We start from the raw sequence: 25475 nt of genomic DNA, 5'->3' as shown, positions 1-25475 counted from the left end.
CAACAAGTGATTACTCGCACGGGATTAGTACGTTGGCAAATATAACGTCTTGGCAACGTGCGATAATCCCTAAGGTTGTTCATTAATCGTTAAGGAGTGCATTATGGGTATGCGTGGCCGCAAGCGCAAGGCGCGTCGTAAAAAAGCAGCGAATCATGGTAAAAGACCAAATGCTTAAACTATAAATTCGCTTATACATACTGTAAAGCCCACGTCAATCGTGGGCTTTTTCGTTTTAACATACTTTTATTCACTAGAATAATCAGAAAGCTCACGTTTGAGTTGCATGCGAGCGCGGTTAAGTCTGCTCATAACAGTTCCTATTTTTACGCCTTCTTCTTGGGCAATTTGTTTATAAGATTTACCTCGAATAGCGACTTCAATAAAAACTTTTCTACGCTCAGGCGGCAACTTACTAAGCGCAGCAATAATCTCTTGTGGAGCAAACCCTTCTAAATATTCTTGTTCAGCAGAAAGCATTCCTTTTGCGCAATGATTAGAAGCCTCATAGATATCCCAATCATTGTAGTCACCAGTTTCATCGTTAGCACGTTTAGGGCTTCGTTTTGCTTTCGCGTACTGATTAAAATACAAATTTCGTTCAATCCTGTTAATCCAGGCAGCAAAATTCGTGCCAGGCTGAAAAGTTTCAAAAGATTTAAGAGCGCGCTCAAAAGTATCTTGCACTAAATCTTGCGCATCCTGCGCATTTTGCGTAAGACGCATAGCTTGAGTGTACAAAGGATCAACGCAAGTAGATACAAGTTGTTCAAATCTTTTGCGTCGACTTTCCATTGCAGAACTTTGCTTAGTATCTACTAAACGATCACTAAATAAGCGAGCATTACAATTTTTTGCATTTTGTTTTTTAACTCTTACGCTTTTAGAGCACATAACATTTGTCTTCTCGATTTGCTCACTCATATAGTCAATAATACTTTTACTTTGCACATATCGCTACTGATTTATCGTATTGCATAGTGTAGCGCAGCGCGAGATGATAACACATCGCAGCACAATAATGCAGCGCGGCATAGTGTGACATTGCGTGACATTGCGGTAGTATTGTGACTATGCCAACTCATATTCAAGAATTGTTAAATGCTTTAGATTTAGCACCTAAGCAAGCTGAGAATACATTACTTGCTGAATCATGGTTACTTGGTTTCGACACTGAAACTACAGGTGCAAATATTGGTAAAGATGCCATTGTTTCTGCAACTCTAGTATTACGCAATCCTGAACTAGCTCACGATGGAGATGTGGTATCAACTTGGTTAATTAACCCTCATCAGCCTATGAATCCTAAGGCAAGCGAAGTAAATGGTTTCACAGACGAATACCTTCAAGAACACGGCGGAGAGCCTGAAGAAGAACTTGAATTCCTTGCACGCGCAGTAAGCATGGCTCAAGCTAAGAATATTCCACTACTTGCTTATAACGCTCCATTTGATATTGCAATGTTACGTCACGACTTGAAGCATTGGCATCTTACTGCGCTAGAAGAACGCGCAACTTGTTCAATACATGCACTAAACGCTAATGACATTCTTACTGTTGACCCTCTTGTTATCGATAGGGCTGTTTCTAGAAGATCCGGCAAGCGTACTCTCACTATTACATCTCAGTTTTACGGGGTTGAACCAATCGGAGATTTCCACGATGCTACAGCAGACACAGTTGCAGCTCTTGATTTGATTGCTCCAATGAGCAAACTATATGAGTCAGTAAGTTGCATGAGGCTGAATACTATGATGGATTGGCAGCGCGAAGCTTATATTAATTGGCGAGATAGCTTCAATCAATGGCTGCAATCTCACGGACGTGAGCCTATTACTGGAACATGGCTATAAAACATTTGGTGAAAAGAAGTAAATTATGATCATGCATAACACGTTGTCACTAGCAAACGCAAGTGAAATTTTGCAACACTATGGATTGTTACGCGAAATGATTCAATATGGTAAAGCAGAAGATACTAATACTGCTAATGGTGCTAATACTAAAGAAAAAACTATAGACTCTACTCATTCTCGCAATGAAATATGGTCTTTAAATCCGTATTATTTCCCAAATATTGATGCAGATAAGTGCTTTACTAACGCAACTTACGATACTCGCGATATTAAATCTGGAACACTTCTGTTTATTAAAGGCAATTTTAAGTCGGAATATCTTTTAGATGCAGACAACAAAGGACTTACTGCATATGTTGCTGAACAAAGCTACGCACAATACACAAAAGCTGTTGGTTTAATTGTTACGGATGCTAAAAAAGCAATGAGCGTGCTTGCAGCAGCATTCTTTGGAAATCCACAAGAAAAACTCACTATTGTTGGAATTACTGGAACTAAAGGCAAAACAACTACAGCCTACTTTACTCACGCTATCCTAAACTCCCATTCGCACGGTAAAGCAGCACTGTTTTCTTCAGTAGATAATTGCGTAGACGGAAAAAATTACGTTGAATCTAATTTAACTACTCCTGAAAGTTTTGATGCTTTCAAAATGATGCGCGAAGCTGTAGATAACGGCATGAAGTATCTTGTTATGGAAGTTTCTTCGCAAGCTTATAAGGTGAATCGCGTATACGGTCTTAAATTCGATGTTGCAGCATTCTTAAACATTAGCCCAGACCACATTAGCCCTATTGAGCACCCAACTTTTGAAGATTACTTGTATTGCAAACGACAAATTATTGCAAATACTAAGCGTTTAGTACTAAATTCTGATACAGATCACGCAGATCTTCTTTTACAAGATGCGGAACGCAACAATGTGCTCGTAACAACTTTTGCTCGCATTAAAAAAGATGAAATAGAAGGCGATGCTTGCGAAAATGACAATTTCGATGATCTTGACGACGATCGCATAAATTATTGCGCGCCTGCTAACGATGACGATTACACGGAATTACTTACTCCTGACTACATTGCAATGCCAGTAGAAAATAGTGAATCACATTGCATCGCTATGCGAGACTCAAGCGAAGACGACGACTATGAAGATAACGACTACGAAGAAGACGTGCACTACTGCCCTATTGACGAATTCGCATTGTCTATTGCAGGAGATTTTAACTACGAAAATGCTTTAGCTGCAATCGCTATTGCAGGAGAATTGGGAATTAATCAGGATACTGATTTACACGCACTACACGCTATTGAGAATGTGAAAATTTCTGGACGCATGGAAGTTTTCAAAGACACGCACTCAAACATGATTGCGGTTGTCGACTATGCGCATAACTACATTTCTACAAAATCAGTTCTTGACTTTGTAGAAGAACGCTACGGCAAATTTAATCCTCGAATTACGCTAATAACTGGTTCCACAGGAGATAAAGCTGTCGACCGTCGTAAAGAAATTGTTGAAGCCGCGCAAAACCGCATAGAACAGTTTATTTTCACTACTGAAGATACTGATACTGAAGACGTAATGCATATTTGCGAGGATATGCAAAGTTATGTTACGAACCCAAATGTTTCTTCACGCATTATTATCGACAGAGCTGAAGCAATAGAATGCGCTTACAACGATGCAGCAAGTAGCGAACAAAAAAATGGAAGATTAAACATTCTTCTTGCTATCGGTAAGGGCGATGAACGTTGGATTAAAAACAAACGAAAGCATGTGCCGTATGAGGGTGATTCATTCGTAATAAAGCGTCTTTTTGGTCTGTAATACGCTTATGCGAAAGTATGAAAATATACGAATAAAATAAACGCAATTACTACATAAACTAACTAACAAGCTAGCTAACAAACTAAATAACAAACAAGTTAAATAACAAATTAAAACAAATGAAGAAGATACAAATGAAGAATCAACGATTTCAACCTGTGTTACTCGGTAGCGATATAAACGCATACGGCATGGCTCGAGCATTCCATGAAGAATATGGCATTACTTCAATTGCTTTTGCGCACTTCCAACTTTCACCTACGAAATTTAGCAAAATTGTCGATGTGAGAATTGTTCCAGGCTTTGGAGAACTTCCTACATTCCGCAATACAATGCTTAATTTTGCTAAATCATGGCATCAAGAGCATCCTAATACCAAACTTCTGCTTATTCCTTGCGGCGACGTATATGCGAACCTTCTAAGCCAATGCGGTGATGAATTGCACGAATATTTTGCTTTCCACACATTGCCAAATTCGCTCAATCGCCAGCTTAGCCTTAAAAGCTCATTCTATAAAACTTGTGAAAAATACAATCTTCCTCATCCAAAAACTAAAGTTGTAAACGCTCAAGAAGTAGCAGCGCACGCTTATGAAGATTTGCCATTCAGCTTCCCTATTGCTATGAAACCAGCGAATAGCACTAAATGGCTTGATATTGATTTTGAGGGACGTAAAAAAGCTTTTATTATCAATACTCCGCAAGAACTTGATACTCTTATTCAACGCTCGTACAAAGCTGGCTACGATGACGAAATGATTTTGCAAGACTTTATTCCTGGAGACGACAGCCGCATGCGTGTGCTAAACGCTTACGTTGATAGCAATCATCATGTGCGCATGATGTTTCTAGGACACCCTCTGCTGGAGGATCCAACTCCAGAAGCGATTGGCAATTATGCAGCTATTATTCCAGACTACAATGAAGAAGTTTTCCAAAATATTAAAGCATTTTTGGAAGATATACATTACGTTGGCGTAGCTAATTTTGATATGAAATACGATGAGAGAGACGGAAAATATAAGCTTTTTGAAATCAATTTACGCCAAGGCCGTTCAAGCTATTTCGTCACTTTAAACGGATTTAATATTGCTAAATATTTTGTTGAAGATTTAATTGACCATAAGCCTTTTGACGGAAATACTGTGTTCGGTCGTGGAGAAAAGTTGTGGATGGAGATTCCGCGATCGATATTTTGCAATTATGTAGCAGAAGGCGATGAAAAGAAGCGCGGTCTTAATATGATTCGTCGCGGCGATTGGGGCACTACGCTAGAATATAAAAAAGATATGAATCTGCTACGCTGGTTGATGATTCGTCATATGTTTTCAATTTACACAAGGCGTTACGCAGAATTTTTCCGCAATAAAGCGTGAAAATTATTACGTAACTTTGAAGGGAATATGAGACAATGAAACGTCCGTTTTTTGCTGTACTTGGCGGCATGGGCACACTTGCAACAGAAAGCTATATTCGTTTACTTAATAAAGAAACGCATGCACATAACGATCAAGAGTTTTTAGATTATGTGGTATTCAATGATGCTTCTGTGCCAGATAGAACAGCATATATTGTTGGCGAATCATCCGAAAGCCCATTCCCTACTCTTGCAGACGACATAGCTAAAGCAACTGCGATGGGTGCTTCATTTATTGTGCTCACGTGCAATACTGCGCATTACTTTTACGATAAGTTCCAAGCACTTACCGACGTGCCAATTATACATATGCCGCGTGGTGCTGTAGCTGAAGTTTCTAAACGTTACCCAAAGTCTAAATGTAACCGTATTGGATTCTTAGGTACTGCAGGGTCGCGTAAAGCTGGAGTGTATCAGCGCGCTATAGAAGAAGCAGGATACACATTCGTAGCACCCGACGACGATTTACAAAAACGCATTACATCACTTATTTATGATGATGTAAAAGGCACAGGTAATCTTAATTTACGCCGTTACGAGTCCGTTTTAAGCGACATGCTTGACCCTGCAGGAGCGTGCCGTTGCGACGCACTTATTTTGGGTTGCACAGAATTAAGCGTACTTAATGAAGCTTTTCCTCTTCCGCAAATACCGTTAGTTGACGCTCAAGCAGTACTTGTAAAAAATACTGTAGAAAAAGCTAAATCTTTGCGAATGAAGTAGCAGAAATAGCTTAATTTTCAGGACTCGTCAATATTCGGGTGAATTGCAACGCGCTGATCTTTAGGCTTTTTTAAATCCGGATTCACATGCTCAACAAGCATTGTGCGAGCATCTCCTGCCGTAACAAAGCTTCCGCAAATAAGCACGCCGTGACCGTAGCCCACGCCAAGCTCATCGTCTTCATCAACAAGATTCACAGCCGTTTGAATAGCATCCGGAAGCTCGTCAACGCGAATCACACGATCCCTGCCAAACACGCCTACAGCAACCTTTTCAAGATCTTCCGGATCCATTACACGGTCCCGCCAAGAATTACGCGTAACAATAATCTTCGTCAAAATAGGTTCAAGAACACCCAAGTATTCTTCAACTTGCTTATCTGCCATCATTGCCACAACGCCAATAAGCTGCTCAAAATGATAGTTTTCTTCAATAGTTTCACGAAGAGACTCGGCAGCATTCACGTTATGTCCACCATCAATAATGATTGTCGGCGAAGTACGAACCTGCTCAATACGCCCAGGAACCTTAACCTGACTTAAAGCCTCTGCAACTAAATCGCCATCCAAAGCACCACTTACAGGCAGCACAACCTCTGCAGCGGCAAGAGCTGCCAAAGCATTATGAGCCTGATGCTTGCCAAACTTGTCAACCGGAACATCCTCATAAGTGCCAAGAGGTGTACGCAAAGTAACAACCTGTCCACCAACTGCAGGAGTACGAGACACAACTTCAAGTTCGCCATCGCCATAAGAAGAATCGCGCAATAATGTAGCATGGTTGCGCTCTGCAACTTCCTTAATAATTGGCAAAACCTTAGCTTCATGCGGCTGAGGACCCAAAATAACAGTGCAATTTGGCTTAATAATACCAGCCTTCGTGCGAGCAATCTCTTCAACAGTGTTTCCAAGCCATTGCATGTGATCCATATCAACCGGCCCAATAATTGCAGCATCAGCATTCATAACATTAGTGGCATCCCATTCGCCACCCATGCCAACTTCCATAACAGCAACATCAACAGGAGCGTCCGCAAAAGCCCAAATTGCCATGGCTGTAAGCACTTCAAAAAAGCTCATTTTTGGCTTACCGTCAGCTTCCATGCGAGCGTCAACCATGTCGATAATGTCTTTCATTTGATCCCACACATCAACGAACTGATTGTCACTAATTTCCTGTCCGTCAATCATAATGCGCTCGTTTACGCGCTCCAAATGTGGAGAAGTATATAATCCGGTTCGCAAACCGTATGCTCGACAAATTGACTCAGCCATTCGAGCAGTAGAACCTTTGCCGTTCGTACCAGTTATGTGAATAACACGCATAGACTGCTCTGGATGACCTAAAATATCGAGAATAAGACGCATGCGATCCAAGTCGAGATTAGTTTTATTGTGTTCTGGAGCTCGACTCATAATATTGCGTTCGATATCAACAATTCGCTCATTATTGCGATTTGGATTTTCAATAGACATAACTACTCCCCCTAATTTTTACGCTCGCTTACTCATTTTCCAACAATCTAGATTAGTTGATACCAACAACACACGCATATAAATATGTTGTGACAATATTCACATAGCAAAAGCGTTTTATACGCACTTTGTAAATTGCGTATAAAATCTTGCTATTTTGCACTAAAAAACTCGCATAAAACACTAAATAAGACTATGTTAGTTTATTGACTGTTTATTTACTATTTGTATAATTTGCGCAAGCAAAAATTAACAAGCAAAAATTAAGGAGTCTCATAATGGCAGAATATACGCCAACTGAGCACGGCGAAGAGCTAAAAGCTGACGGCACGCAAAAGGCAGAAGATCGCGTAAATAACCGTTCACTTCGTCCAAACAGTGATTCTTTTAAAGATTTTATGACGAATAACTGGGATAACCAGGAGCCAGAAGTTAAAGCTCTTGAATCTAGCAAGTACATTCCAGCTCGTTTAGAGGCTCTTTCAAAGCGTTTCCCAGGTGAACGTTTAGTTATTCCTGCAGGACAACCAAAGGTGCGTAATAACGACTGCGATTATGCTTTCCGTCCAGACACTACATTTGCTTACTACACTGGCTTAGGTCAAGACTATGAGGCTGGTGCTGTGCTTGTTATGGAGCCAGTCAGCGAAGACAGCGAAGAAGCTAAGGCTGGAAAAACGCATGTACCTGAGCTTTTTGTAGCTCCACGCGCAGATAACAGCACTTCAGCATTTTACAAGGATCCTCACTACGGAGAATATTGGGTTGGTCCTCGCGCAGGCTTAAAAGAACTTAAAGCAATGACTGGCATTGAAACGCGCGATATTGCAGAACTTGATGACGCTATTGCAAAGAACGTAAGCGACGATGCTAATGGTGAAGGCATTCGCGTGCGAATTGTTCGAGAAACCGATCCTGAGCTTACTGCAAAAGTTGAAACAATGCGAGAAGCAAGTGGATTTACTGATGAAGATGCAAACACTTGCGCAGACGACAAATTGCACGAATTCGCTGCAGAAGCACGAATGCTTAAGGACGACTACGAAATTCGCGAAATGCGCAAAGCTATTGCCGCCACAAAACTTGGTTTTGACCGCATGCTTACGCGTTTGCCTAATGCTTTGGGTCATGAGCATTCCGAGCGCATGATTGAGGGTGCTTTTAATTCTGTTGCTCGCGAAGAAGGCAACGAAGTTGGCTACGACACGATTGTTGCTTCCGGCAAGCACGCGCCAATTTTGCACTGGATGCGCAATACTGGCGTTGTTTCCAGCGGAGAATTGCTACTTATTGATGCCGGCGTTGAAGTTAACAGCCTCTACACTGCTGACATTACACGAACTTTCCCAACGAACGGCAAATTCACTGACTTGCAAAAGAAGCTTTACCAGTGCGTTCTTGACGCTCAGCAAGCCGGTTTTGAGGCTGCTAAGCCAGGTGCAACCTACTCCGATATTCACCATGCTTGCATGCGCGTTCTAGCTGAACACTTGCACGAATGGGGAATTTTGAAAGTAAGCGTTGAAGAATCACTTTCGCCAGAAGGTCAACAACATCGTCGTTGGCACGCTTGCGGCGTTGCTCATCATCTTGGTTTGGATGTGCACGATTGCGCACAAGCACGCTACGAGTCTTATCAGGGCGCAAAAATTACTCCAGGAATGATATTCACTATTGAGCCAGGATTATACTTTGCAGCTAACGATTTGATGCTACCGGAAGAAATGCGCGGAATTGGAATTCGTATTGAAGATGATGTACTAATGACTGAAAACGGTCCAGAGTGGCTTTCTATTGACATTCCAAAGCAAATCGATGATGTAGAAGCATGGATGGCTGAACAAGCTCACAAAAGTGATATTTTTCAGCATTAAGCAATAAATCAAAATAATAGAAAAATATAATAAAAAAGAATAATAATAATATAGTACGCCAGCATAAGCTAAGTTAAACGTACACAATATAGCACTTATGGTGCGCTCTATAGAAACGTAACACGCATTGCGCATATTACTTATCGAAAGGGCGCACCATAATTGTTTGTATAGCATTTTTACAAGCAAAATTTGCATCAAAATGCTTTTGAAGAAGCGAGAAGATATTTAGTAAAAAGTATAGCTCTACAAACTTGCTGCACTGACGCGTGCGAAAGGAATATTATGACTAAGCCAATTGTTCTTTCACTCGGCGAACTTTTATGGGATTTGCTTCCACACGGAAAACGTGTTGGCGGAGCACCAGCAAATTTTGCATATCATGCACAGTGTCACGGAGCGCAAAGTTGCATGATTAGCGCTGTTGGTCAAGACCAACTCGGCGATGAGCTGATTGACAAAGTGAACAAAGCTGGCATCGCTTCAATTATTCAACGCAACGCTTGGCCAACAAGCACTGTAGAAGTAACACTAAAAAATGGAATACCAGAGTACACTATTCTGCGAAATATAGCATGGGATCATATTCTTTACACTCGAGAACTCATTGATTTAGTAGAACGAGCAGATGCAGTATGCTTTGGCACTCTAAGCTTACGTTCTCAAGAAACTCACGACACAATTTTGCAATTGTTAAAGCATACTAAGCCTGGAGCAATGAAGTTCTTCGATATTAACATTAGAAGCGATCACTACTCTAAGGATCTTATTGACACATTACTTCAAGAAGCAACAGTATTTAAGCTTAACGATTCGGAACTATTCTTATTACGCGATATGTTCAATATTCGCGACACTTCAGACGAGGAAGCTTGCAAGTGGTTCCAAGCTCGTTACGGACTAGATTATGTGATTCTTACAGGCGGCTCTACTTTTAGCACGATTACTACTAGCACTGGAGAAAGCTCAACTATCCCAACTCCACACGTTGAAGTTCTTGACACAGTTGGTGCTGGAGACTCGTTCTCAGGAACATTTGCAGCGCATATTCTTAAGGGAGAAAGCTTGCAAGAGGCGCATCGCGCAGCTGTTAATACTGCAGCATTTGTGTGCACTCAAGAAGGAGCATGGCCTAAGTATCCAAAACAAATACCAGATTACTTGTCAATGGCAGAAAATAACAAATAAAACAAAAAATAAAATTTAAATTATAAGATGCAAAAATGCCACTTCATAAATCATAATGAAGTGGCATTATTAATATCTTGTGGGGCCTCAGGGGCTTGAACCCTGGACCGACGGATTATGAGTCCGCTGCTCTAACCGACTGAGCTAAAGCCCCACGCTAACAAAGTTAGCAACGACTAGATTAGCACATACCCATAAACGTCGCCAACTCAGTGAGTCGAATTTTTGACCTTGCTTAGGATTACTGAGCTTGAAATCCCGATGATTTCAAGCTCGGTCAGAGCGTCCAGATGCGAAGTTATCAAGAGCACCAGTTTTACGCAAAGCCAAATACACAAACCACACAAGCACTCCAGAAAGCAACAATCCACTAATAAGCTCTGTAATCATATGAATCGTAATATAAGTAGAAGCTTTGGCCTGATACTTAGTGAAGCTTAAGAACACACCATACTCAAAAGCCACAAGCAAACCAGAAAGAGCACTCAAAGTCAAATTAAACTTTCGCAAACGGAAAATTAAGAACGGAATCTCCGCAAACACACCCTGTAAAAGTGCGGAAATAAGCGTATCTCGCATATTAAACGGAGTTCCAAGTAGCACCTGTACAAATGCTGCAACAACATTTACATACACTGCAGAACCTGGCTTACGAATAAGCAAAACTGCAAGAGTTCCAGACAAATACCAAACACCATGCGTGATGCTTGCAAAACCAGGAAGAACAGCTGCATTCAAAGTACGAATCAAAGGAATAAACACCAAGCCATAGCCATACAAGATAACGCCAAAAACAGCAGCAAGAGCAGCACCTAATGCGATATCTGCAACACGCCAACGCATGCTCACAACCCTATTAATACTAGAAGCAGCATTACTATCCACTTGATCCGTTACACAATTAGATGATTCTAACCCATTATTATTTGTATTGAAAATATCGCTCATAGGAAATCCTTTTTTAAGCTGCTGCGCATTGTAAATTACTGAATTGAATACTTCCTGACCTACGCAGCCCGGGCAGAAGTACCAATGAGAAAGTGTATCACCTCTAAAAAGCACAACATACCTTTTGTGATATTTAATACATTGTCAGATCTTATATCGATTTATAGAAAAAATATATGAAAAACTAATTGCTGCGCAAAATACGAAAAATAGGGTAAGCAGCAAAAATAGAAATACGAATATCAGAAATACAAAAAACGAAAAACGCCGCTGAAAACCCAGCGGCGTTGTAATTTGTACCCCCTAAGAGAGTCGAACTCTTGTTGTCAGATTGAAAGTCTGGTGTCCTAACCGTTAGACGAAGGGGGCTTCGAACCAAACCATATGATATTAACACTCAAAAAAGCAGTACGCAACTCACGGCGTGTTGAGGCTAAGTACAACTGCAAAGCTACGAGAACAGCGGCGGCAGAGCATTATTGTGCTATGTAGGTGAAGTCGTGAATCGTGCGACCAGCCTCCAAGCCTTTGCGTTCAAAATTCGTAAGAACTCGACCAGCAAAACGCTCAGATTCGCTAAAATCTGCGTGTGGAAGAGTTGCAGCGGTGCCAGCTGTACCTTTTCCTACGTGCTCAACTGGAAGACTTACGCTTAATTCGCCAATATTTGCAAAATCTTCGCGAGAATCCATAATCTCATGCACATGCAAAGCATAGTCCTCAATATCTGTAGCAATGCGCCAAACGCCCTCTTTACGCAACGCCTGATGGATTGTAGAGGCAAGCTCTGGTTGCACAATACGACGCTTATGGTGACGCATTTTAGGCCATGGATCCGGGAAGAAAGTCCAAACTTCTTCTAAAACTCCACAGTCGCACGCAGCGAAGAAATCAGGAGCGTTAATTTGCGCAATACGAAGATTAGTCAAACCTTGCTTTCCAGCAAGAAGCATTGTGTGAGCAACGCCTGGATCATAAACTTCAAGCGCTAAAAAGTTAGTTTCCGGCAAACGTTCAGCTGCGGCAACAATGTTTTCGCCTTGCCCGGAACCAATTTCAACAATAAGCGGATTATCATTCCCCCACTTATCGCTAATCCAATCATGCGTAATGTTCAAATTTCCGCGCAATCTAAATGAGCCAGGTGCTTCAGTAACGTCTAGCAGGTACTGACTTGCATAACGCTCCTGAGCGTGCTGTAAACGCGCATCTAAGCGCCCAGAACGACGCACAAACGACAATACAGTGCGTTGCTTGGCTTGCATAGTGTTTTCGTTTTCATTTTCAGTGCTCATGAGATTACTTTCGTTATTTGGGTTACATGCCTTTAGTTTAAATTCGCATGATTTTAGTCATGCTCGTACGCATCGCTTTTATGCTACCAAAAAGTATAAAAAAGCAGCGAAAGTTGTTAAACAAACGCTGCTTAATTAATTCTTTAGCAAATACAATTTTTAGGAGAACAAGTCACGCGCAGTATTGTCGTTCGGAGCATCCTCTACTTTGATATTCACTTGTGCTGGGCTTAGCAAAAATACCCTAGGAGTCACACGCTCAATAGAGCCACGAACACCAAACACAACTCCAGCAGAAAAATCAACAATACGATACGCAACTGATTCAGTTACACCAGTAAGGTTTAAAACCACTGGAACACCGTCACGCAAAGCACGACCTACCATTTGCGCATCATCGTAAGACTTAGGATGAATTGTAGTAATACGACTCATACGACTAGCATTCGCACGGGCAGAACTGCCACGCAAATCATTACCATGTTGCGACACAGCAGGAGTTACCGAGCGATCATTATCGAATGACGTTTCTTGAACATCAGATTCAGCATAATCATCATCCTCAGGCACATCTGCCATACCAACGTATGACATCACGTTCTTCATAAAGCCAGCCATGAAGCAACCCTCCTCTCGTTACGCTTAACGCAGAAAATCAGGAATATCTAATTCGTCAGGTTCAGCAGTCTGCTGTACAGGAGCTGCAGAAGGAGAATATTGCTGATTCATTGCAGGCTCAAACATAGAAGGCATAGAAGCAGGTTGTTCTACTTGTGGAGCAGCTTGAGCTTCCTCTTTGAAAGATGACGTAGACTGTGCAGGAGCTACAGGCTTAACATCTGCTTGCATATCAACAAACTGACCAGCTTTAGCTGAGGACTCCTCCGCCTTAGGATGGGCATCAAATCCAGCAGCAATAACCGTAACTCGAACCTCATCGCCGTAAGAATCATCCAAAGAAAGACCCCAAATAATTTGAGCTTCTGGATGAATAGCTTTACGAACAAGTTCAGTTGCAGCAGAAGCTTCCTGAAGCTTCAAATCACTTGGACCTGCGATATTAATCAAAGCACCGTGAGCACCCTCAATGCTTTCTTCCAGCAATGGGGAGCTAATAGCGATTTCAGCTGCCTGAGTTGCACGATCCTCGCCCTTTGCAGCACCAATACCGAACAATGCGGTACCTGCTCCGCGAAGAACAGCTGTAACATCAGAGAAATCAACATGAATGTAAGAATTCATGGTAATTAAATCAGTAATGCCTTGCACACCTGCGAGCAATGCAGTATCTGCAGTCTTAAATGCTTCAATAATTCCAATAGTACGATCAGAAATCTCCAAAAGACGATCATTTGGAATAACAATCAACGCGTCAACTTCTTTGCGAAGATTTTCGATACCAAGTTTTGCAGATGCAGCACGTTGCGGTCCTTCAAAACCGAATGGACGTGTAACAACAGCAATAGTCAAAGCACCTTGCTGATGAGCTGCACGAGCTACAATCGGGCTTGCACCAGTACCCGTACCACCGCCTTCACCGCAGGTAACAAACACCATGTCAGCACCCTTAAGTGCCTCTTCAATGTCTGATTGATGATCCTGCGCAGCCTTAGCACCCTTTTCAGGGTCAGCACCAGCGCCCAAGCCTCGGCTCGAAGCATCAGATAATGAAATCTTTACATCAGCATCAGAACGCAGTAAATCTTTAGCGTCAGTATTAATGGCCACAAACTCTACATTCTGTAGACCCTCGCTGATCATCCGATTGACGGCGTTACCGCCGGCACCACCGACGCCGACTACCTTGATGATGGTTTTGTCGTTGAAATTGTCAGTCTGGGCAATCTCGCTCACCGTTATCTCCTGTCACTCACGCACGTTTACACAATATTTTAGCGCAAAACGCTCGATACTGACGACGTTTTCACAATAAACTGAAAAAATGTCACTGTTTTGATAATACACCGTGCTATATGCAAATATGAGCACAAGGTGATTTTAATAGAACATTATCGAAATAATCAGTGCAAAAAAATGACGAAAGCCCTAGAAAACACTAGTAACTTGCATCCATTGGATCATCACCAAATAACGCCTCTCGCTCTTCGTGACTAGTTGTACGAGAATCTAACCACCCATACGGCAAATGAACTTTTTTAGCAAATCTAACTCGCCCACGCGGCGTGTCTAACACTTTTTCTGGCAAACGAAGAGAACCGTCAAGCATATCGAGATTACGTTGAACATCCTCAATCGACTCGCACTCCATAAACGCTTTACGAGTGCCACCACCAACAGGAAAGCCCTTTAAATACCAAGCGACATGCTTACGCAAGTCGTGAACAGCCATACGCTCGTCACCATCATAAAACTCAACTAAAAGCTTCAAGTGACGCAAAATAACGGAACCAACTTCTGTCAAAGTAGGATTCACACGATTATCGCTACCTTCGCAAGCATTGCGAATATCAGCAAACAACCATGGGCGACCTTGACATCCTCGACCGATAGCAACGCCAGCGCAGCCAGTTTCCTTAAACATTGCGAGCGCATCTTCCGCACCCCAAATATCACCATTGCCAAAAACTGGAATATCGAGTGCTTCTACAAGCTCGCCAATACGCGTCCAGTCTGAATGACCACCATAATATTCTGCAGTTGTACGAGCATGCAAAGTTACAGCAGCGCATCCTTCTTCTTGCGCAATATGACCAGCTTGAATAAAAGTTTCATGATTCTCGTCAATTCCAACGCGGAATTTAGCCGTAACAGGGATTCCTGCTGGTTCGCAAACAGAAACAACGCGATGCAAAATTTCTTGCAACAAATCAGTTTTCCAAGGAAGAGCAGAACCACCGCCGCGTCGCGTCACTTTTGGAACTGGGCAGCCGAAGTTTAAGTCAACGTGATCAGCCATGTTTTCGTCGACAACAATTCGAGCTGCTTGCTCTACAATAGAAGGATTTACACCATAAAGTTGCAGCGAGCGCACTTTTTCGCTAGGCGCAAAACGGCATAAACGCAATGCTTTTGGATTTCGTGCAACTAAAGCTCGAGCTGTAATCATTTCTGCTACGTAAAGCCCGTCCGGACCAAATTCGCGGCAGATTACGCGAAATGGCCAGTTAGTGATCCCCGCCATTGGAGATAAAACAACAGGAGTTGCAATATGAACTTTCCCTAAATCCACTGGTTTTATAGAAAAATTCATATTGCTTTAACTCCGTTCACTATAATAATAATTTTGCTTATTAATGCTTAAGCACTACTCAAACGCGTATTAGTATAATCCGCCAGCAGTAGCGATTTGTACAGGCTTAGACTCGTCTTCGCCAGCTTCTTTAGCAATATCCGTAGTACCGTCGGCTGCACGAGTACCAACGATTTCAACAGGGCCTTGCGGATACTTAACACGTTTTTCGTTAATTCGGCTAGCGACGTAATCTGCAACCTTGTCCAAGGAAACACGCTCTTGTTGCATAGTGTCGCGCTCGCGAATTGTAACAGCATGATCTTCTAAAGTATCGAAGTCAACTGTTACGCACAAAGGAGTACCAATTTCGTCCTCACGACGGTAGCGGCGACCAATAGCACCAGCTTCGTCGTAATCGATAACCCAATCATGCTGACGCAAATCTGCAGCCAAATCTTGAGCAACAGCTTGTAATTCTGGCTTCTTACTCAAAGGCAAAACTGCAGCTTTAACAGGAGCCAAACGAGGATCAAGTCGAAGAACAGTGCGCTTGTCAACTCCGCCCTTAGTGTTTGGAGCTTCGTCCACGTCATAAGCATCAACCAAAAATGCCATAAGCGAGCGCGTAAGACCAGCAGCAGGCTCAATAACGTAAGGCACATACTTTTCGCCAGTAGCCTGGTTGAAGTAGCTCAAATCCTCGCCGGAATGCTTAGCATGAGCAGACAAATCGTAGTCAGTACGGTTTGCAATACCCTCAAGCTCTCCCCAATCCGAACCTTGGAAGCCAAATTTGTATTCAATATCGACAGTGCGCTTGGAATAGTGGCTGAGCTTCTCCTTAGGATGCTCATACATGCGCAAGTTTTCTGGCTTAACACCCAAATCCACATACCAACGCACACGAGTGTCAATCCAATACTGGTGCCAAGCTTCGTCGGTTCCAGGCTCTACGAAAAATTCCATTTCCATCTGCTCAAACTCGCGAGTGCGGAAGATGAAGTTTCCAGGCGTAATTTCGTTGCGGAAAGACTTACCAATATTCGCAATGCCAAAAGGCGGCTTTTGACGAGCAGAAGTCATGACGTTCTTAAAATCAACGAAAATGCCCTGAGCTGTTTCTGGACGCAAATAATGCAAGCTATTTTCGTCTTCAACCGGTCCTAAATGAGTGCGAAGCATCATGTTGAAGTCACGTGGCTCAGTCCAGTTTCCGCGAGTACCACAATCTGGGCAAGCAATGTCTTTTAATCCATTTTCTGGCATCTTGTCGCCATGCTTTTCAGCATAAGACTCTTCCAACTTATCTGCACGATGACGCTTATGGCAATTCAAGCACTCAATCAAAGGATCGTTAAACACGGAAACGTGACCGGAAGCAACCCACACCTGTGAAGGCAGAATAACGGAAGTATCCACTCCAACAACATCTCCACGCGTGGTCACCATGTAGCGCCACCATTCGCGCTTGATATTATCTTTTAACGCAACACCGAGCGGGCCGTAATCCCACGCAGAACGCGTGCCACCGTAAATTTCGCCGGCTGGGAACACAAATCCTCGACGCTTAGCCAAGGAGACGACTTCATCAAGCTTTGAAACAGCCACAATACACCTTTTCGTAAAACTAGAAAATTCGGGTGAAAACGTTGCTATTATAGAAAAACCCTGTGACGCTTGTAAAATTGTTAAAGTAATGCAAATTTATAAGTTTGTTGACGCATTATTTGGCGTTGTCTTGTTTTGCTAGATTTGCATAAGATTACGATTTTAAAGGGATTGTTACTATGAGTGAAAATAATAACGAGAATACAAACGACCACGCGAACGAGCACAGAACTAACACGGTCGCGGCGTTGTGCATTGCTCCAAGCGGAGTCGGAGACGAGTTGAGCGAGTACGTGGCGGATGCTGTACAAGTAATTCGCGATTCTGGATTAAAGAACGAAACTAACGCAATGTTCACGAATATTGAGGGCGAATTTGATGACGTTATGCGCGTTGTGAAAGATGCTACGATGACTTTAGTTAGTAAAGGATACCGTACTGGAGTAATACTAAAATTAGATATTCGCCCTGGTTTTAGCAATCAAATTGACGCAAAAAGTGCGCTTGTAGATAAGATTCTCGACAAACGAAATAAAGAAGAATAAAACTAAAATCAAATAATCTCAAAACTCAAAAAAGTTATAATAAAACAAAAGAAAGCAGGAATTTATGCTGCAACTTACGGCAGTTCAGAAAATATTATCCGATTTAGATGAAACCCAAAGAGAACGAGAAAAACAATACAAATACTTTCATCAACATCCTGAACTGTCAATGAAAGAAGATCATACAGCTCAAACAATTATTGATATTCTTAGCGAAGCTGGGATTGAAACAAAGCGAGTTGGAAAAATAGGCGTTGTGGCAGAGATTAAAAACGGCGAAGGTCCTGTTGTTGCTATGAGAGCGGATATCGATGCGCTTCCAATTAAAGAAAATTCAGGAAAAGATTACACTTCAACAGTTAGTGCGCAAGACGAAAATGGCAAAACGGTTGGAGTTTCACACGCTTGCGGTCACGATTTTCATATTTCCAGCCTACTTGGTGCCTTGAAGGCTTTTAATGAGCATAAAGATGCTTGGAAAGGAACGTATATTGGCGTTTTTCAGCCTGGAGAAGAAACAGCTCAAGGCGCAAAAGACTTGGTGAAAAATGGCATTATGAGCATGATTGCAAAGCCTGACGTTTACCTTGGTCAGCATGTGTTGGGCACTATTCCTGCAGGAACAGTCGGTATTCGTTCGGGCGCGTTCTTAACTACTGCAGCTTCGATTCGCGTGCACATTTTTGGTAAAGGTTCGCATGGTTCTATGCCTGAGTTGAGCGTTGACCCGGTGGTTGTTGCTTCGTCAATTGTGCTTAAATTGCAGACGATTGTTTCTCGCGAACTTGCAGCTAAAGATTACGCAATTGTTACAGTTGGCGCGCTTAATGCAGGAAGTAAGTCGAATATTATTCCTGATGATGCCGAGCTTTTAATTAACACAAGAACTTATAGCGAAGATACTCAAAAATTTGTGCACAATGCTATTGAACGAATTGTGCGTGGAGAGTGCGAGCTTGCAAGATGTCCTAAAGAACCAGAGTTTACGTATTATGATTGCTATCCGCTTACAAATAATGATCAGAATGCATCTTTGCGCGTGCGTAAAGCTTTTGATGAATACTTTGGAGAAGATTCTGTAGATATTTCGCGCGCTTCTGCTTCGGAAGATTTTTCTATAGTCGCGAACGCTTTTAAAACTCCTTACGCTTACTGGGGCTTAGGTGGTTTTGCGGATATGCAGAATGCTCCTGGAAATCACAATCCGGCATTCGCCCCAGATTTGCAGCCCACTCTTAATCGCGGATTAGAAGCTGCAGTTGTGGCAGCTTGCGCTTGGCTCACTAGCGAAAAGTAACAAATCTTAGTGAGATACTAGGCGTTTTTTACGCCACCAAACCTGCGGTCGCGATGCGCATAGCGGTCAATCGACCTCCACAGCACTTCGCGGCCGTAATCCGGGAATAGTTCCGGCACAAAATCAAGTTCCGCGTAGGATGCTTGCCAAGGCAAAAAGTTGCTAGTGCGCTGCTCGCCGGAAGTGCGAATCACCAAATCGCAATCTGGAATATCCGGATTATACAAGTGCTCAGCAATCATTTTTTCACTTACACGATCGCCTTTAATTTTGCCATTTTGAATTTCTTTCGCGATTTGCGCGCAAGCATCCGCAATTTCTGCACGACCGCCGTAATTTATGCAAAAAACAACGTCAATAGTTTTATTATTTTTGGTGATTTCTTGCGCTTTTTCCAACTCGTCAATAACAGACTTCCACAATCTAGGGCGCCTTCCTGCCCAACGAACGCGCACTCCCCACTCGTTCATTTGCGCAACTCTGCGGTGAATAATATCCCTAGAAAATCCCATTAAAAAGCGCACTTCTTGTGGAGATCGCTTCCAATTTTCGGTAGAAAAAGTGTACAAGCTTAAGTAACGAACTCCTGCTTCTATAGCTCCTGCAATAACGTCAAAAACTACCGGTTCTGCAGCTTTGTGACCTTCGGTTCGAATCATTCCGCGCTCTTTTGCCCAGCGTCCGTTTCCGTCCATAATCACACCGACATGACGAGGCACTTTGCCCTTAGGAAAATCTGGTATGTGAGAAGGGTCACTAAAAGGAGCCGCTGGAATATCGAGCGACTTATAATCCACGTTTTCAAAAGCCATACTTACGAATGTAACAACCCCATCGAACGAATAGGTCGCTCAAGATAATATTCAGCCCATTGCTGAACGCATCGCATAGTAGAAGAATCAACCGACACTCCGTCAAGAACAGACCAGTTTCCTTGCGCAAGAGCACACAATTGCAAACGCGTCGAATTAGCACAAACTATTGAATCCGGAGTGTGATCACTTGCACACATCATTCCACCTGCGCAAGGCGAAAAATAGCATAAATCTTCATTTTTCCCACATACAACACAAGCTTGTAGTCGCGGAGACCACCCAGCTAATGACAATGCTCGCAATATATACGACACGCCAATAGCATCAGGAGAATGCTTATGCTTGGACAATGAAAGTAAAGCCGCAGTAAGTAGACGATACTGCCCTAGCGTATCTTGATATTCACGCCTGTATTCATCTGTATATTCGTTAGAAACAAGCAAATCCACAACTTCAAGCATGACGTTTGCATACTCATAGGACGTATAATCTGCACAAATTTCACCAGCATAAGCAGCAATAGAAACAGCCTGCGAGACTACATCCAAAGATTTACCTTGTGCAAGAAGCAAATCAACACGCATAAGCGGCTCAAGACGACCACCAAAACGTGATTTAAGCCTACGAACTCCCTTTGCAACAGCACGAACTTTGCCATGCCGCTTAGTAAGAAGCACAACAATCCTATCCGCTTCACCTAAAGGAAAAGTACGAAGCACAACAGCTTCATCGCGATACAATGGCATAAATCAAACTATATCTTTTTAATAGTTAGATTAATTACGATCGTTATTTTCCGAATCATCGTCGCCTTGAGAAGAGCTACCGAAATTAGTAGATTCATCAATATGACCAATAATTGGGAATGACAAATCTGGAATATCTAAACTCAATGGCTTACTCGGCTGCAAATTAGAAACATGCAACTCCGGAATATTAAGCGAAGAATGCTGCGAGGAATGCTGTGCAGAATCTTGAGGAGCAAATGATGGAATTGATTCATCAGGAGCAGGAGCCGCAACAGGCTTAGGCGCAGATGAATTATTGCGATTACGAGCTGCAGGAGTGAAAGAAGGAGGTAGCACAGAAGATTCAGAAGAGTTTCGCATTACTGTAGCGCTTTGCAAAAGCTCGTCATTGCTATCAGTATCGTTAAGAACATTAGAAGGCTTACTTGCAGCAGCATGAGGTGTAAATATTGCGCGCTCAGACTTATTTAACGCTTCAAACGAATCATTAGAATCTTGATTAGCATAATCTACAGGAGCAAAAATGCTTTGTTTATCATGATTTGGCACGCTAGGTATTGAGCGAGGTGCAATCTTAGACAATCTATCCGCAGTGTCTTCATCATCCACAGCATCCTCAACAGGTTTGAATATTGAAGAAGCAGAAGGTGCAGTGGCAGAAGCGGAAGAAGCTGCAGAAGCAGCACTGAAATCAGATGCAGGCTTTATTGAAAGAGCAAATGATGGAACAGGCTCTTCAGAATGGTTATAAGATTCCGTAGATTCTGAAGATTTAGCAGGCTCTTCAGCTTTAGTTACAGGAATAACAGAAGGAGGAACAGAAGCAGGAACAGAAGCAGGAGCAGAATAAGATTCAGATGCTGCTCGAGAGTATGAGGAACTACTATTATCCGCATCAACATACTGTTCTACACGCTCAAAAGATTCCAAGCTGCTAAGCAAACGCACACAAGCGTTTAAATAATAATCAACTTGACGCTCATCATAACCGTGCTTACCGTTTTTTTGCGTAAAAATCACATTAGAAACATAAGCAGAATCAATATCTTGTAATGTTTCTTTGTCCGTTTCCCACTCAAGCTCATGACCAAGCATAAGAGCAATCTTATCTAATGCTTGATCGACCATAATATCCACTTGTTTACGCGCATAAGACGGGTGATGCGAAGAACCACGATCAAAACGATCGCGATAATCTCTTTGAGCATGTTGCAAAAGTTTACGATAAAGCGCTTCTACACGAGCTTTCCATGCAACTCGTCCGCATTGCGCCAATTCTTGCTCAGTGCACTTATCTACTACCGCACGTTCCAAACGCGATAACGCAGCATCAACTTGACCAATAATGTAACCATTACGCTCCAAGTCAAAAGAAACCTCTTGAATATCTTTCTGCGTAAGTCGAGCTTCATCGCTTTCGTACAAAGTGTGAGCACGCTCTAGAAAAGCATTCACCTGTGCGACGTTATATCCTAACTTACGCTTACCCACACGCTCCATTGCTGAAGCATTACGAGCGGTATCAGGTTTCTGAGCCATCGAATATCGACCTCCTGAGCACATGTTCTTATTCAGTATACTGTACGCGATTGTTACGACGCGCGCCACACGTTGCATTCGTACACACCATCATGTATGTTTTTAATTTGTTGCAAACGGGCGATTAGCTCAGCTGGCTAGAGCGCCACCTTTACACGGTGGATGTCGGGGGTTCGAGTCCCTCATCGCCCACTTTCTGCTCTTTATTTGGTTTCTGCTTTATTTGGTTTATTGTTTTATTTCACATTGCAGCTTGGCAATTTATTTGCACCACGACCAGAACCAATAGCTTTTAACGCTTTGTAAGCATCATCCAATGTTTTTACACTTACAACGCGCAAACCTTGTGGCACATGCCCAACAACTTCATTGCAATTATCGTAAGGCGCTAAGAACCAAGTAGCCCCATCTCTTTTAGCTGCAATCATCTTTAACCGAATACCACCAATTGCACCAATTTTTTGCGATTTTTCAATAGTTCCAGTTCCGGCTATCGTCTTACCACCAGTTTCTTGTTCAGGAGTAAGCTTGTCAAGAATTCCTAGAGTGTACATCATTCCGGCAGACGGTCCACCAATATCTTCAATATGTAAACGAACTTTTACATCTTCTTTTTTAATTCCAAGATGCTTAGACGCGTACTGTAACGCAACATTTTGAGCAAGGCTTTGCGAATCATTCATCTCGTTTGTGGATTCCTTCTCATACTCGTCAGCACTCTGCCCTACTGGCACAATAGCTTCACGAGGCAACAAACTTTTATGAGGATCCATCCACGAAATCAATGAATAAAATGTTGAAACCTCATATCCAGGAACACCAGAAACATTGACAGTAATCAACAATAATTTACCAGTATCATGATTTTCTTTTACTCGAGAACCAGACATATCAATCACAGGAGTATTTGATAGGGATCCTAAAACATCCTGCGTTGGACCAGGCTCTTCTACGACGTATGCACTTGGAAGCGACAACGCAAAAATCGCAACAATTACTGTAAAGAATCCTGCAAAATATCGCAAAGAATGCGAAGTAATGTACAAAACTAAAGCATGAGACAGCGAGCGCAAGGATCTAAAACACGCACGGAATACACTAGCACCTGTAGAAAAGCGAAACATGCTTGTATCATGACACAAGCCCTATATAGTTTTGCTTTAAAATATATTTGCACGCAAGTTATAGCACATAAAACCATATTATCGAGTAGAATATTTGTATTAAAAAATATTTTTATTAAGAAGATGCGCTAAACTCGCATATAAAGACGTGTAAAATACGTATAAATACTTATAAAATACGTACAAATACGTGCAGATACGAAACGTATAAAAATAAAAACTGTAAATTATGCAACACGTGGCACGAGAAGGATACGCTCATGAATGACGATGCAATTCACCAATGGCTCATTGAATGCTTTGGGCCAATACAGGGAGAAGAAGCATGGAAACAACTTGATCAGCTTCCGTTTGAGCTACGCGAACAACTCTTAAATCAGAATCCTGATAAGCTTCCTAAACCAGACGAAGTTCGCGGAATGATGCAAGCTTTTAGTGCAGGCGGTCTTAATAATCCATACGAAATGGAAGCAACACTTGAAGAAGGGCCAATTAATCGCAAGTTAGCGCAATCTATTGCTTTACAGCACGCTAATGGCGATCAAGGAAATGTAAATGCAGACGTAGCAGATGCCACACGAAGAGCTTTAAGCCAAGCGAACTTGTGGCTAGATATAACGTGCAATTTCAATCCTGCTCCTGGAACGCCAGAAGTATTGTCTAGAGCTGATTGGGTAGAAAAAACGCTTGAAGCTTGGGTTAAATTCGCTAATCCTGTTGCAAAATCAGTAAATGAAGCACTCACTTCTGTTATTGAAGAGCGATTCCGAGATGTGGATGATGCTGAAGTAAAAGGATTATTTGCAGGAGTTGTGCCGATTCCGTTGCCTGAAGGAATGAATAATCCAGCGCAACTCATGAAACTGCTTGGAAACACTTCGTTTGCTATGCAACTGGGTCAAGCAGCTGGAGCACTTTCACACGAAGTACACGGCAGTTTTGATCAAGGTCTTGCGCTGTTGCAAAATCCTGCAGGCGGATTAATTCCATACAACTGCATTGAGTATGCAAAAGTGTGGGAGTTGGATATTACAGAAGTCATGAATTATTTGGCTTTGCGAGAAGCTGCACACGCAAGATTATTTGCATCCGTGCCATGGCTTATGCCACGATTTGAAGCACTGATTATTAAGTACGCAAACGGAATAAGTATTGATTTAGAGGCTATGGAAGAACAGCTTCGCGACGTGGAAACAATGAATCCGGAAGCAATTTCAGGAGCTGTTAATTTGCAAAATATTGGCAGCAATGATTCTGAGGAGCAGCGTCAAGCTTTGCACAGTTTGGAAACTTTGCTTGCACTTGTTGAAGGTTGGGTTGATTGCGTTACATGGCAGTCTGGAATGGCTCATATTGTGCACATTGAGCAGTTGCGAGAGATGATGCGTCGCGAGCGAGCTGCAGGAGGACCTGCAGAAGTGACGTTTGAATCGTTACTTGGTTTGCATTTGCGCCCTCGCCGTATGCGCGAGGCATCGCAATTGTGGGAAAAGTTGACTCGCGAGCGCGGTATTGAAGAGCGAGATAGCTTGTGGAGTCATCCAGATTTGTTGCCAACTTTGCCGGAAGCTAGCGAAGTTACGAAAGACGCTAGTAATGAAGGTAAAGCTGGTAACGCAGGTGACGAAGTTACGAAAGAAATCGATGCGGAGGATGCAACGAAAACTGCTGCAAAAAATGCAATAGAAACTCAGTCTAATCAAACTAATGAAGCAACTGAAAAAACTAGCGAAAGTCACGAAAGTGCAGACAGTTACGAAAGTAACAAAAATACTGATAACGCTATCGAAAATGCGCCTATCGAAAAATCTTTTGAAAAATTAACAGAAGACGATTTAGGCACAAATGATTGGGATGCTGAACTTAGCAAGCTTTTGGAAGAGGATGCACGCCAAAAGAAGCAAAACAGCGAAACCGGTAACGAAACTGACGACGAATCCGGTAACGAAGCTGGCAACGAATCCGGCAATTCCGACGAAACTGATGCTGACGGCGAATAAA

At 42.4% G+C, this 25475-nt stretch carries 22 protein-coding genes and 3 tRNA genes; 11 read left to right on the top strand and 14 right to left on the bottom strand.

Going from position 1 to position 25475, the window contains the following annotated elements; genetic code table 11:
* The first annotated feature begins 103 nt into the window (after nt 1-103).
* Entirely contained in the window at nt 104-178 is a 75-nt protein-coding gene (locus HXT57_RS02100) for a 50S ribosomal protein bL37 (RefSeq protein ID WP_369803150.1), read from the top strand.
* A 68-nt stretch (nt 179-246) separates the two neighbouring features.
* On the opposite strand, the gene HXT57_RS02095 is transcribed toward HXT57_RS02100, so the two are convergent.
* Nucleotides 247-924 carry a sigma-70 family RNA polymerase sigma factor gene (locus HXT57_RS02095; protein WP_119504673.1) on the bottom strand — a complete coding sequence of 226 codons (678 nt, stop codon included), beginning with the start codon at nt 922-924 and terminating at the stop codon, nt 247-249.
* A gap of 149 nt (nt 925-1073) precedes the next feature.
* Here HXT57_RS02095 and HXT57_RS02090 point away from each other — a divergent pair, with 149 nt between their 5' ends.
* The 4 genes from HXT57_RS02090 to HXT57_RS02075 all read left to right on the top strand — a co-directional run bounded on the left by HXT57_RS02090 (nt 1074) and on the right by HXT57_RS02075 (nt 5824).
* Nucleotides 1074-1853, top strand: a complete 780-nt coding sequence (locus HXT57_RS02090; protein WP_119504672.1) for an exonuclease domain-containing protein — start codon at nt 1074-1076, stop codon at nt 1851-1853.
* Nucleotides 1854-1878: 25 nt separating this feature from the next.
* Nucleotides 1879-3684 carry a UDP-N-acetylmuramoyl-L-alanyl-D-glutamate--2,6-diaminopimelate ligase gene (locus HXT57_RS02085; RefSeq protein WP_116440545.1) on the top strand — a complete coding sequence of 602 codons (1806 nt, stop codon included), beginning with the start codon at nt 1879-1881 and terminating at the stop codon, nt 3682-3684.
* A gap of 134 nt (nt 3685-3818) precedes the next feature.
* Nucleotides 3819-5060, top strand: a complete 1242-nt coding sequence (locus HXT57_RS02080; protein ID WP_081378923.1) for a carboxylate--amine ligase — start codon at nt 3819-3821, stop codon at nt 5058-5060.
* Nucleotides 5061-5095: 35 nt separating this feature from the next.
* Nucleotides 5096-5824: an aspartate/glutamate racemase family protein gene (locus tag HXT57_RS02075; RefSeq protein WP_103013942.1), complete on the top strand. Its 729-nt coding sequence runs from the start codon at nt 5096-5098 to the stop codon at nt 5822-5824.
* A 17-nt stretch (nt 5825-5841) separates the two neighbouring features.
* On the opposite strand, the gene HXT57_RS02070 is transcribed toward HXT57_RS02075, so the two are convergent.
* Nucleotides 5842-7299 (bottom strand): bifunctional folylpolyglutamate synthase/dihydrofolate synthase, encoded by a 1458-nt coding sequence (locus tag HXT57_RS02070; RefSeq protein ID WP_103013941.1) that lies wholly within the window; start codon nt 7297-7299, stop codon nt 5842-5844.
* 278 nt (nt 7300-7577) lie between these two features.
* Here HXT57_RS02070 and HXT57_RS02065 point away from each other — a divergent pair, with 278 nt between their 5' ends.
* Nucleotides 7578-9173 (top strand): aminopeptidase P family protein, encoded by a 1596-nt coding sequence (locus HXT57_RS02065; protein ID WP_076002692.1) that lies wholly within the window; start codon nt 7578-7580, stop codon nt 9171-9173.
* A 285-nt stretch (nt 9174-9458) separates the two neighbouring features.
* Nucleotides 9459-10361, top strand: coding sequence for a carbohydrate kinase family protein (locus HXT57_RS02060; protein WP_004110445.1), 903 nt, complete (start codon nt 9459-9461; stop codon nt 10359-10361).
* An 80-nt stretch (nt 10362-10441) separates the two neighbouring features.
* Here the strand turns inward: HXT57_RS02060 and HXT57_RS02055 are convergent.
* From HXT57_RS02055 to HXT57_RS02020, 8 genes are all read right to left on the bottom strand, one after another.
* Nucleotides 10442-10515, bottom strand: a tRNA-Ile gene (locus HXT57_RS02055).
* Between the two features lie 113 nt (nt 10516-10628).
* Nucleotides 10629-11309 (bottom strand): ECF transporter S component, encoded by a 681-nt coding sequence (locus HXT57_RS02050; RefSeq protein ID WP_041160559.1) that lies wholly within the window; start codon nt 11307-11309, stop codon nt 10629-10631.
* Between the two features lie 297 nt (nt 11310-11606).
* A tRNA-Glu gene (locus tag HXT57_RS02045) sits at nt 11607-11678 on the bottom strand.
* A 107-nt stretch (nt 11679-11785) separates the two neighbouring features.
* Nucleotides 11786-12604 (bottom strand): tRNA (guanosine(46)-N7)-methyltransferase TrmB, encoded by an 819-nt coding sequence (trmB, locus tag HXT57_RS02040; RefSeq protein WP_116994861.1) that lies wholly within the window; start codon nt 12602-12604, stop codon nt 11786-11788.
* A gap of 159 nt (nt 12605-12763) precedes the next feature.
* A complete protein-coding gene (locus HXT57_RS02035; RefSeq protein WP_116431859.1) occupies nt 12764-13222 on the bottom strand; it encodes a cell division protein SepF in 459 nt (152 codons plus the stop codon).
* 24 nt (nt 13223-13246) lie between these two features.
* Complete coding sequence (gene ftsZ, locus HXT57_RS02030; RefSeq protein WP_116440542.1) at nt 13247-14458, bottom strand: cell division protein FtsZ; 1212 nt, start codon at nt 14456-14458, stop codon at nt 13247-13249.
* Between the two features lie 202 nt (nt 14459-14660).
* Complete coding sequence (gene dusB / locus HXT57_RS02025) at nt 14661-15815, bottom strand: tRNA dihydrouridine synthase DusB (RefSeq protein ID WP_064621738.1); 1155 nt, start codon at nt 15813-15815, stop codon at nt 14661-14663.
* Nucleotides 15816-15884: 69 nt separating this feature from the next.
* Complete coding sequence (locus HXT57_RS02020) at nt 15885-17405, bottom strand: glycine--tRNA ligase (protein WP_102703413.1); 1521 nt, start codon at nt 17403-17405, stop codon at nt 15885-15887.
* A 179-nt stretch (nt 17406-17584) separates the two neighbouring features.
* Between HXT57_RS02020 and HXT57_RS02015 the strand changes: the two genes are divergently transcribed.
* Together HXT57_RS02015 and HXT57_RS02010 are read left to right on the top strand one after the other, a co-directional pair.
* Nucleotides 17585-17950, top strand: coding sequence for an MTH1187 family thiamine-binding protein (locus HXT57_RS02015; protein WP_033888601.1), 366 nt, complete (start codon nt 17585-17587; stop codon nt 17948-17950).
* A 64-nt stretch (nt 17951-18014) separates the two neighbouring features.
* The gene (locus HXT57_RS02010; RefSeq protein WP_033888600.1) at nt 18015-19247 is read left to right on the top strand and encodes a M20 family metallopeptidase; all 1233 of its coding nucleotides are present in this window, start codon (nt 18015-18017) and stop codon (nt 19245-19247) included.
* Between the two features lie 17 nt (nt 19248-19264).
* Here HXT57_RS02010 and HXT57_RS02005 read toward each other — a convergent pair whose 3' ends face one another.
* Genes HXT57_RS02005 through HXT57_RS01995 form a run of 3 tightly spaced genes read right to left on the bottom strand, consistent with a single transcriptional unit; the run spans nt 19265 to nt 22350 of the window.
* Entirely contained in the window at nt 19265-20059 is a 795-nt protein-coding gene (locus HXT57_RS02005) for an isoprenyl transferase (protein ID WP_004110536.1), read from the bottom strand.
* 2 nt (nt 20060-20061) lie between these two features.
* Complete coding sequence (gene recO / locus HXT57_RS02000) at nt 20062-20808, bottom strand: DNA repair protein RecO (protein ID WP_004110538.1); 747 nt, start codon at nt 20806-20808, stop codon at nt 20062-20064.
* A gap of 30 nt (nt 20809-20838) precedes the next feature.
* Nucleotides 20839-22350, bottom strand: a complete 1512-nt coding sequence (locus HXT57_RS01995; protein WP_415705334.1) for a DivIVA domain-containing protein — start codon at nt 22348-22350, stop codon at nt 20839-20841.
* 118 nt (nt 22351-22468) lie between these two features.
* Here HXT57_RS01995 and HXT57_RS01990 point away from each other — a divergent pair.
* Nucleotides 22469-22542: transfer RNA gene (locus HXT57_RS01990), tRNA-Val, on the top strand.
* 44 nt (nt 22543-22586) lie between these two features.
* Here HXT57_RS01990 and HXT57_RS01985 read toward each other — a convergent pair.
* A complete protein-coding gene (locus HXT57_RS01985; RefSeq protein ID WP_004110543.1) occupies nt 22587-23474 on the bottom strand; it encodes a YlbL family protein in 888 nt (295 codons plus the stop codon).
* A gap of 260 nt (nt 23475-23734) precedes the next feature.
* Between HXT57_RS01985 and HXT57_RS01980 the strand changes: the two genes are divergently transcribed.
* Nucleotides 23735-25474, top strand: coding sequence for a zinc-dependent metalloprotease (locus HXT57_RS01980; protein ID WP_102703410.1), 1740 nt, complete (start codon nt 23735-23737; stop codon nt 25472-25474).
* Nucleotide 25475: the final 1 nt, after the last annotated feature.

Origin of the sequence: Gardnerella sp. KA00771 (genome assembly GCF_049244045.1) — a bacterium.
GTDB classification, from domain to species: domain Bacteria; phylum Actinomycetota; class Actinomycetes; order Actinomycetales; family Bifidobacteriaceae; genus Bifidobacterium; species Bifidobacterium swidsinskii.
The sequence above is the reverse complement of the archived record's forward strand: the minus strand, read 5'-3'. Positions and strand labels throughout refer to the sequence as shown.

Coding starts and splice junctions, on each gene's coding strand:
- HXT57_RS02095 (WP_119504673.1), bottom strand. CDS start 924: ATGAGTGAGCAAATCGAGAAGACAAATGTTATGTGCTCTAAAAGCGTA.
- HXT57_RS02090 (WP_119504672.1), top strand. CDS start 1,074: ATGCCAACTCATATTCAAGAATTGTTAAATGCTTTAGATTTAGCACCT.
- HXT57_RS02085 (WP_116440545.1), top strand. CDS start 1,879: ATGATCATGCATAACACGTTGTCACTAGCAAACGCAAGTGAAATTTTG.
- HXT57_RS02080 (WP_081378923.1), top strand. CDS start 3,819: ATGAAGAATCAACGATTTCAACCTGTGTTACTCGGTAGCGATATAAAC.
- HXT57_RS02075 (WP_103013942.1), top strand. CDS start 5,096: ATGAAACGTCCGTTTTTTGCTGTACTTGGCGGCATGGGCACACTTGCA.
- HXT57_RS02070 (WP_103013941.1), bottom strand. CDS start 7,299: ATGTCTATTGAAAATCCAAATCGCAATAATGAGCGAATTGTTGATATC.
- HXT57_RS02065 (WP_076002692.1), top strand. CDS start 7,578: ATGGCAGAATATACGCCAACTGAGCACGGCGAAGAGCTAAAAGCTGAC.
- HXT57_RS02060 (WP_004110445.1), top strand. CDS start 9,459: ATGACTAAGCCAATTGTTCTTTCACTCGGCGAACTTTTATGGGATTTG.
- HXT57_RS02050 (WP_041160559.1), bottom strand. CDS start 11,309: ATGAGCGATATTTTCAATACAAATAATAATGGGTTAGAATCATCTAAT.
- trmB (WP_116994861.1), bottom strand. CDS start 12,604: ATGAGCACTGAAAATGAAAACGAAAACACTATGCAAGCCAAGCAACGC.
- HXT57_RS02035 (WP_116431859.1), bottom strand. CDS start 13,222: ATGGCTGGCTTTATGAAGAACGTGATGTCATACGTTGGTATGGCAGAT.
- dusB (WP_064621738.1), bottom strand. CDS start 15,815: ATGAATTTTTCTATAAAACCAGTGGATTTAGGGAAAGTTCATATTGCA.
- HXT57_RS02015 (WP_033888601.1), top strand. CDS start 17,585: ATGAGTGAAAATAATAACGAGAATACAAACGACCACGCGAACGAGCAC.
- HXT57_RS02010 (WP_033888600.1), top strand. CDS start 18,015: ATGCTGCAACTTACGGCAGTTCAGAAAATATTATCCGATTTAGATGAA.
- HXT57_RS02005 (WP_004110536.1), bottom strand. CDS start 20,059: ATGGCTTTTGAAAACGTGGATTATAAGTCGCTCGATATTCCAGCGGCT.
- recO (WP_004110538.1), bottom strand. CDS start 20,808: ATGCCATTGTATCGCGATGAAGCTGTTGTGCTTCGTACTTTTCCTTTA.
- HXT57_RS01995 (WP_415705334.1), bottom strand. CDS start 22,350: ATGGCTCAGAAACCTGATACCGCTCGTAATGCTTCAGCAATGGAGCGT.
- HXT57_RS01985 (WP_004110543.1), bottom strand. CDS start 23,474: ATGTTTCGCTTTTCTACAGGTGCTAGTGTATTCCGTGCGTGTTTTAGA.
- HXT57_RS01980 (WP_102703410.1), top strand. CDS start 23,735: ATGAATGACGATGCAATTCACCAATGGCTCATTGAATGCTTTGGGCCA.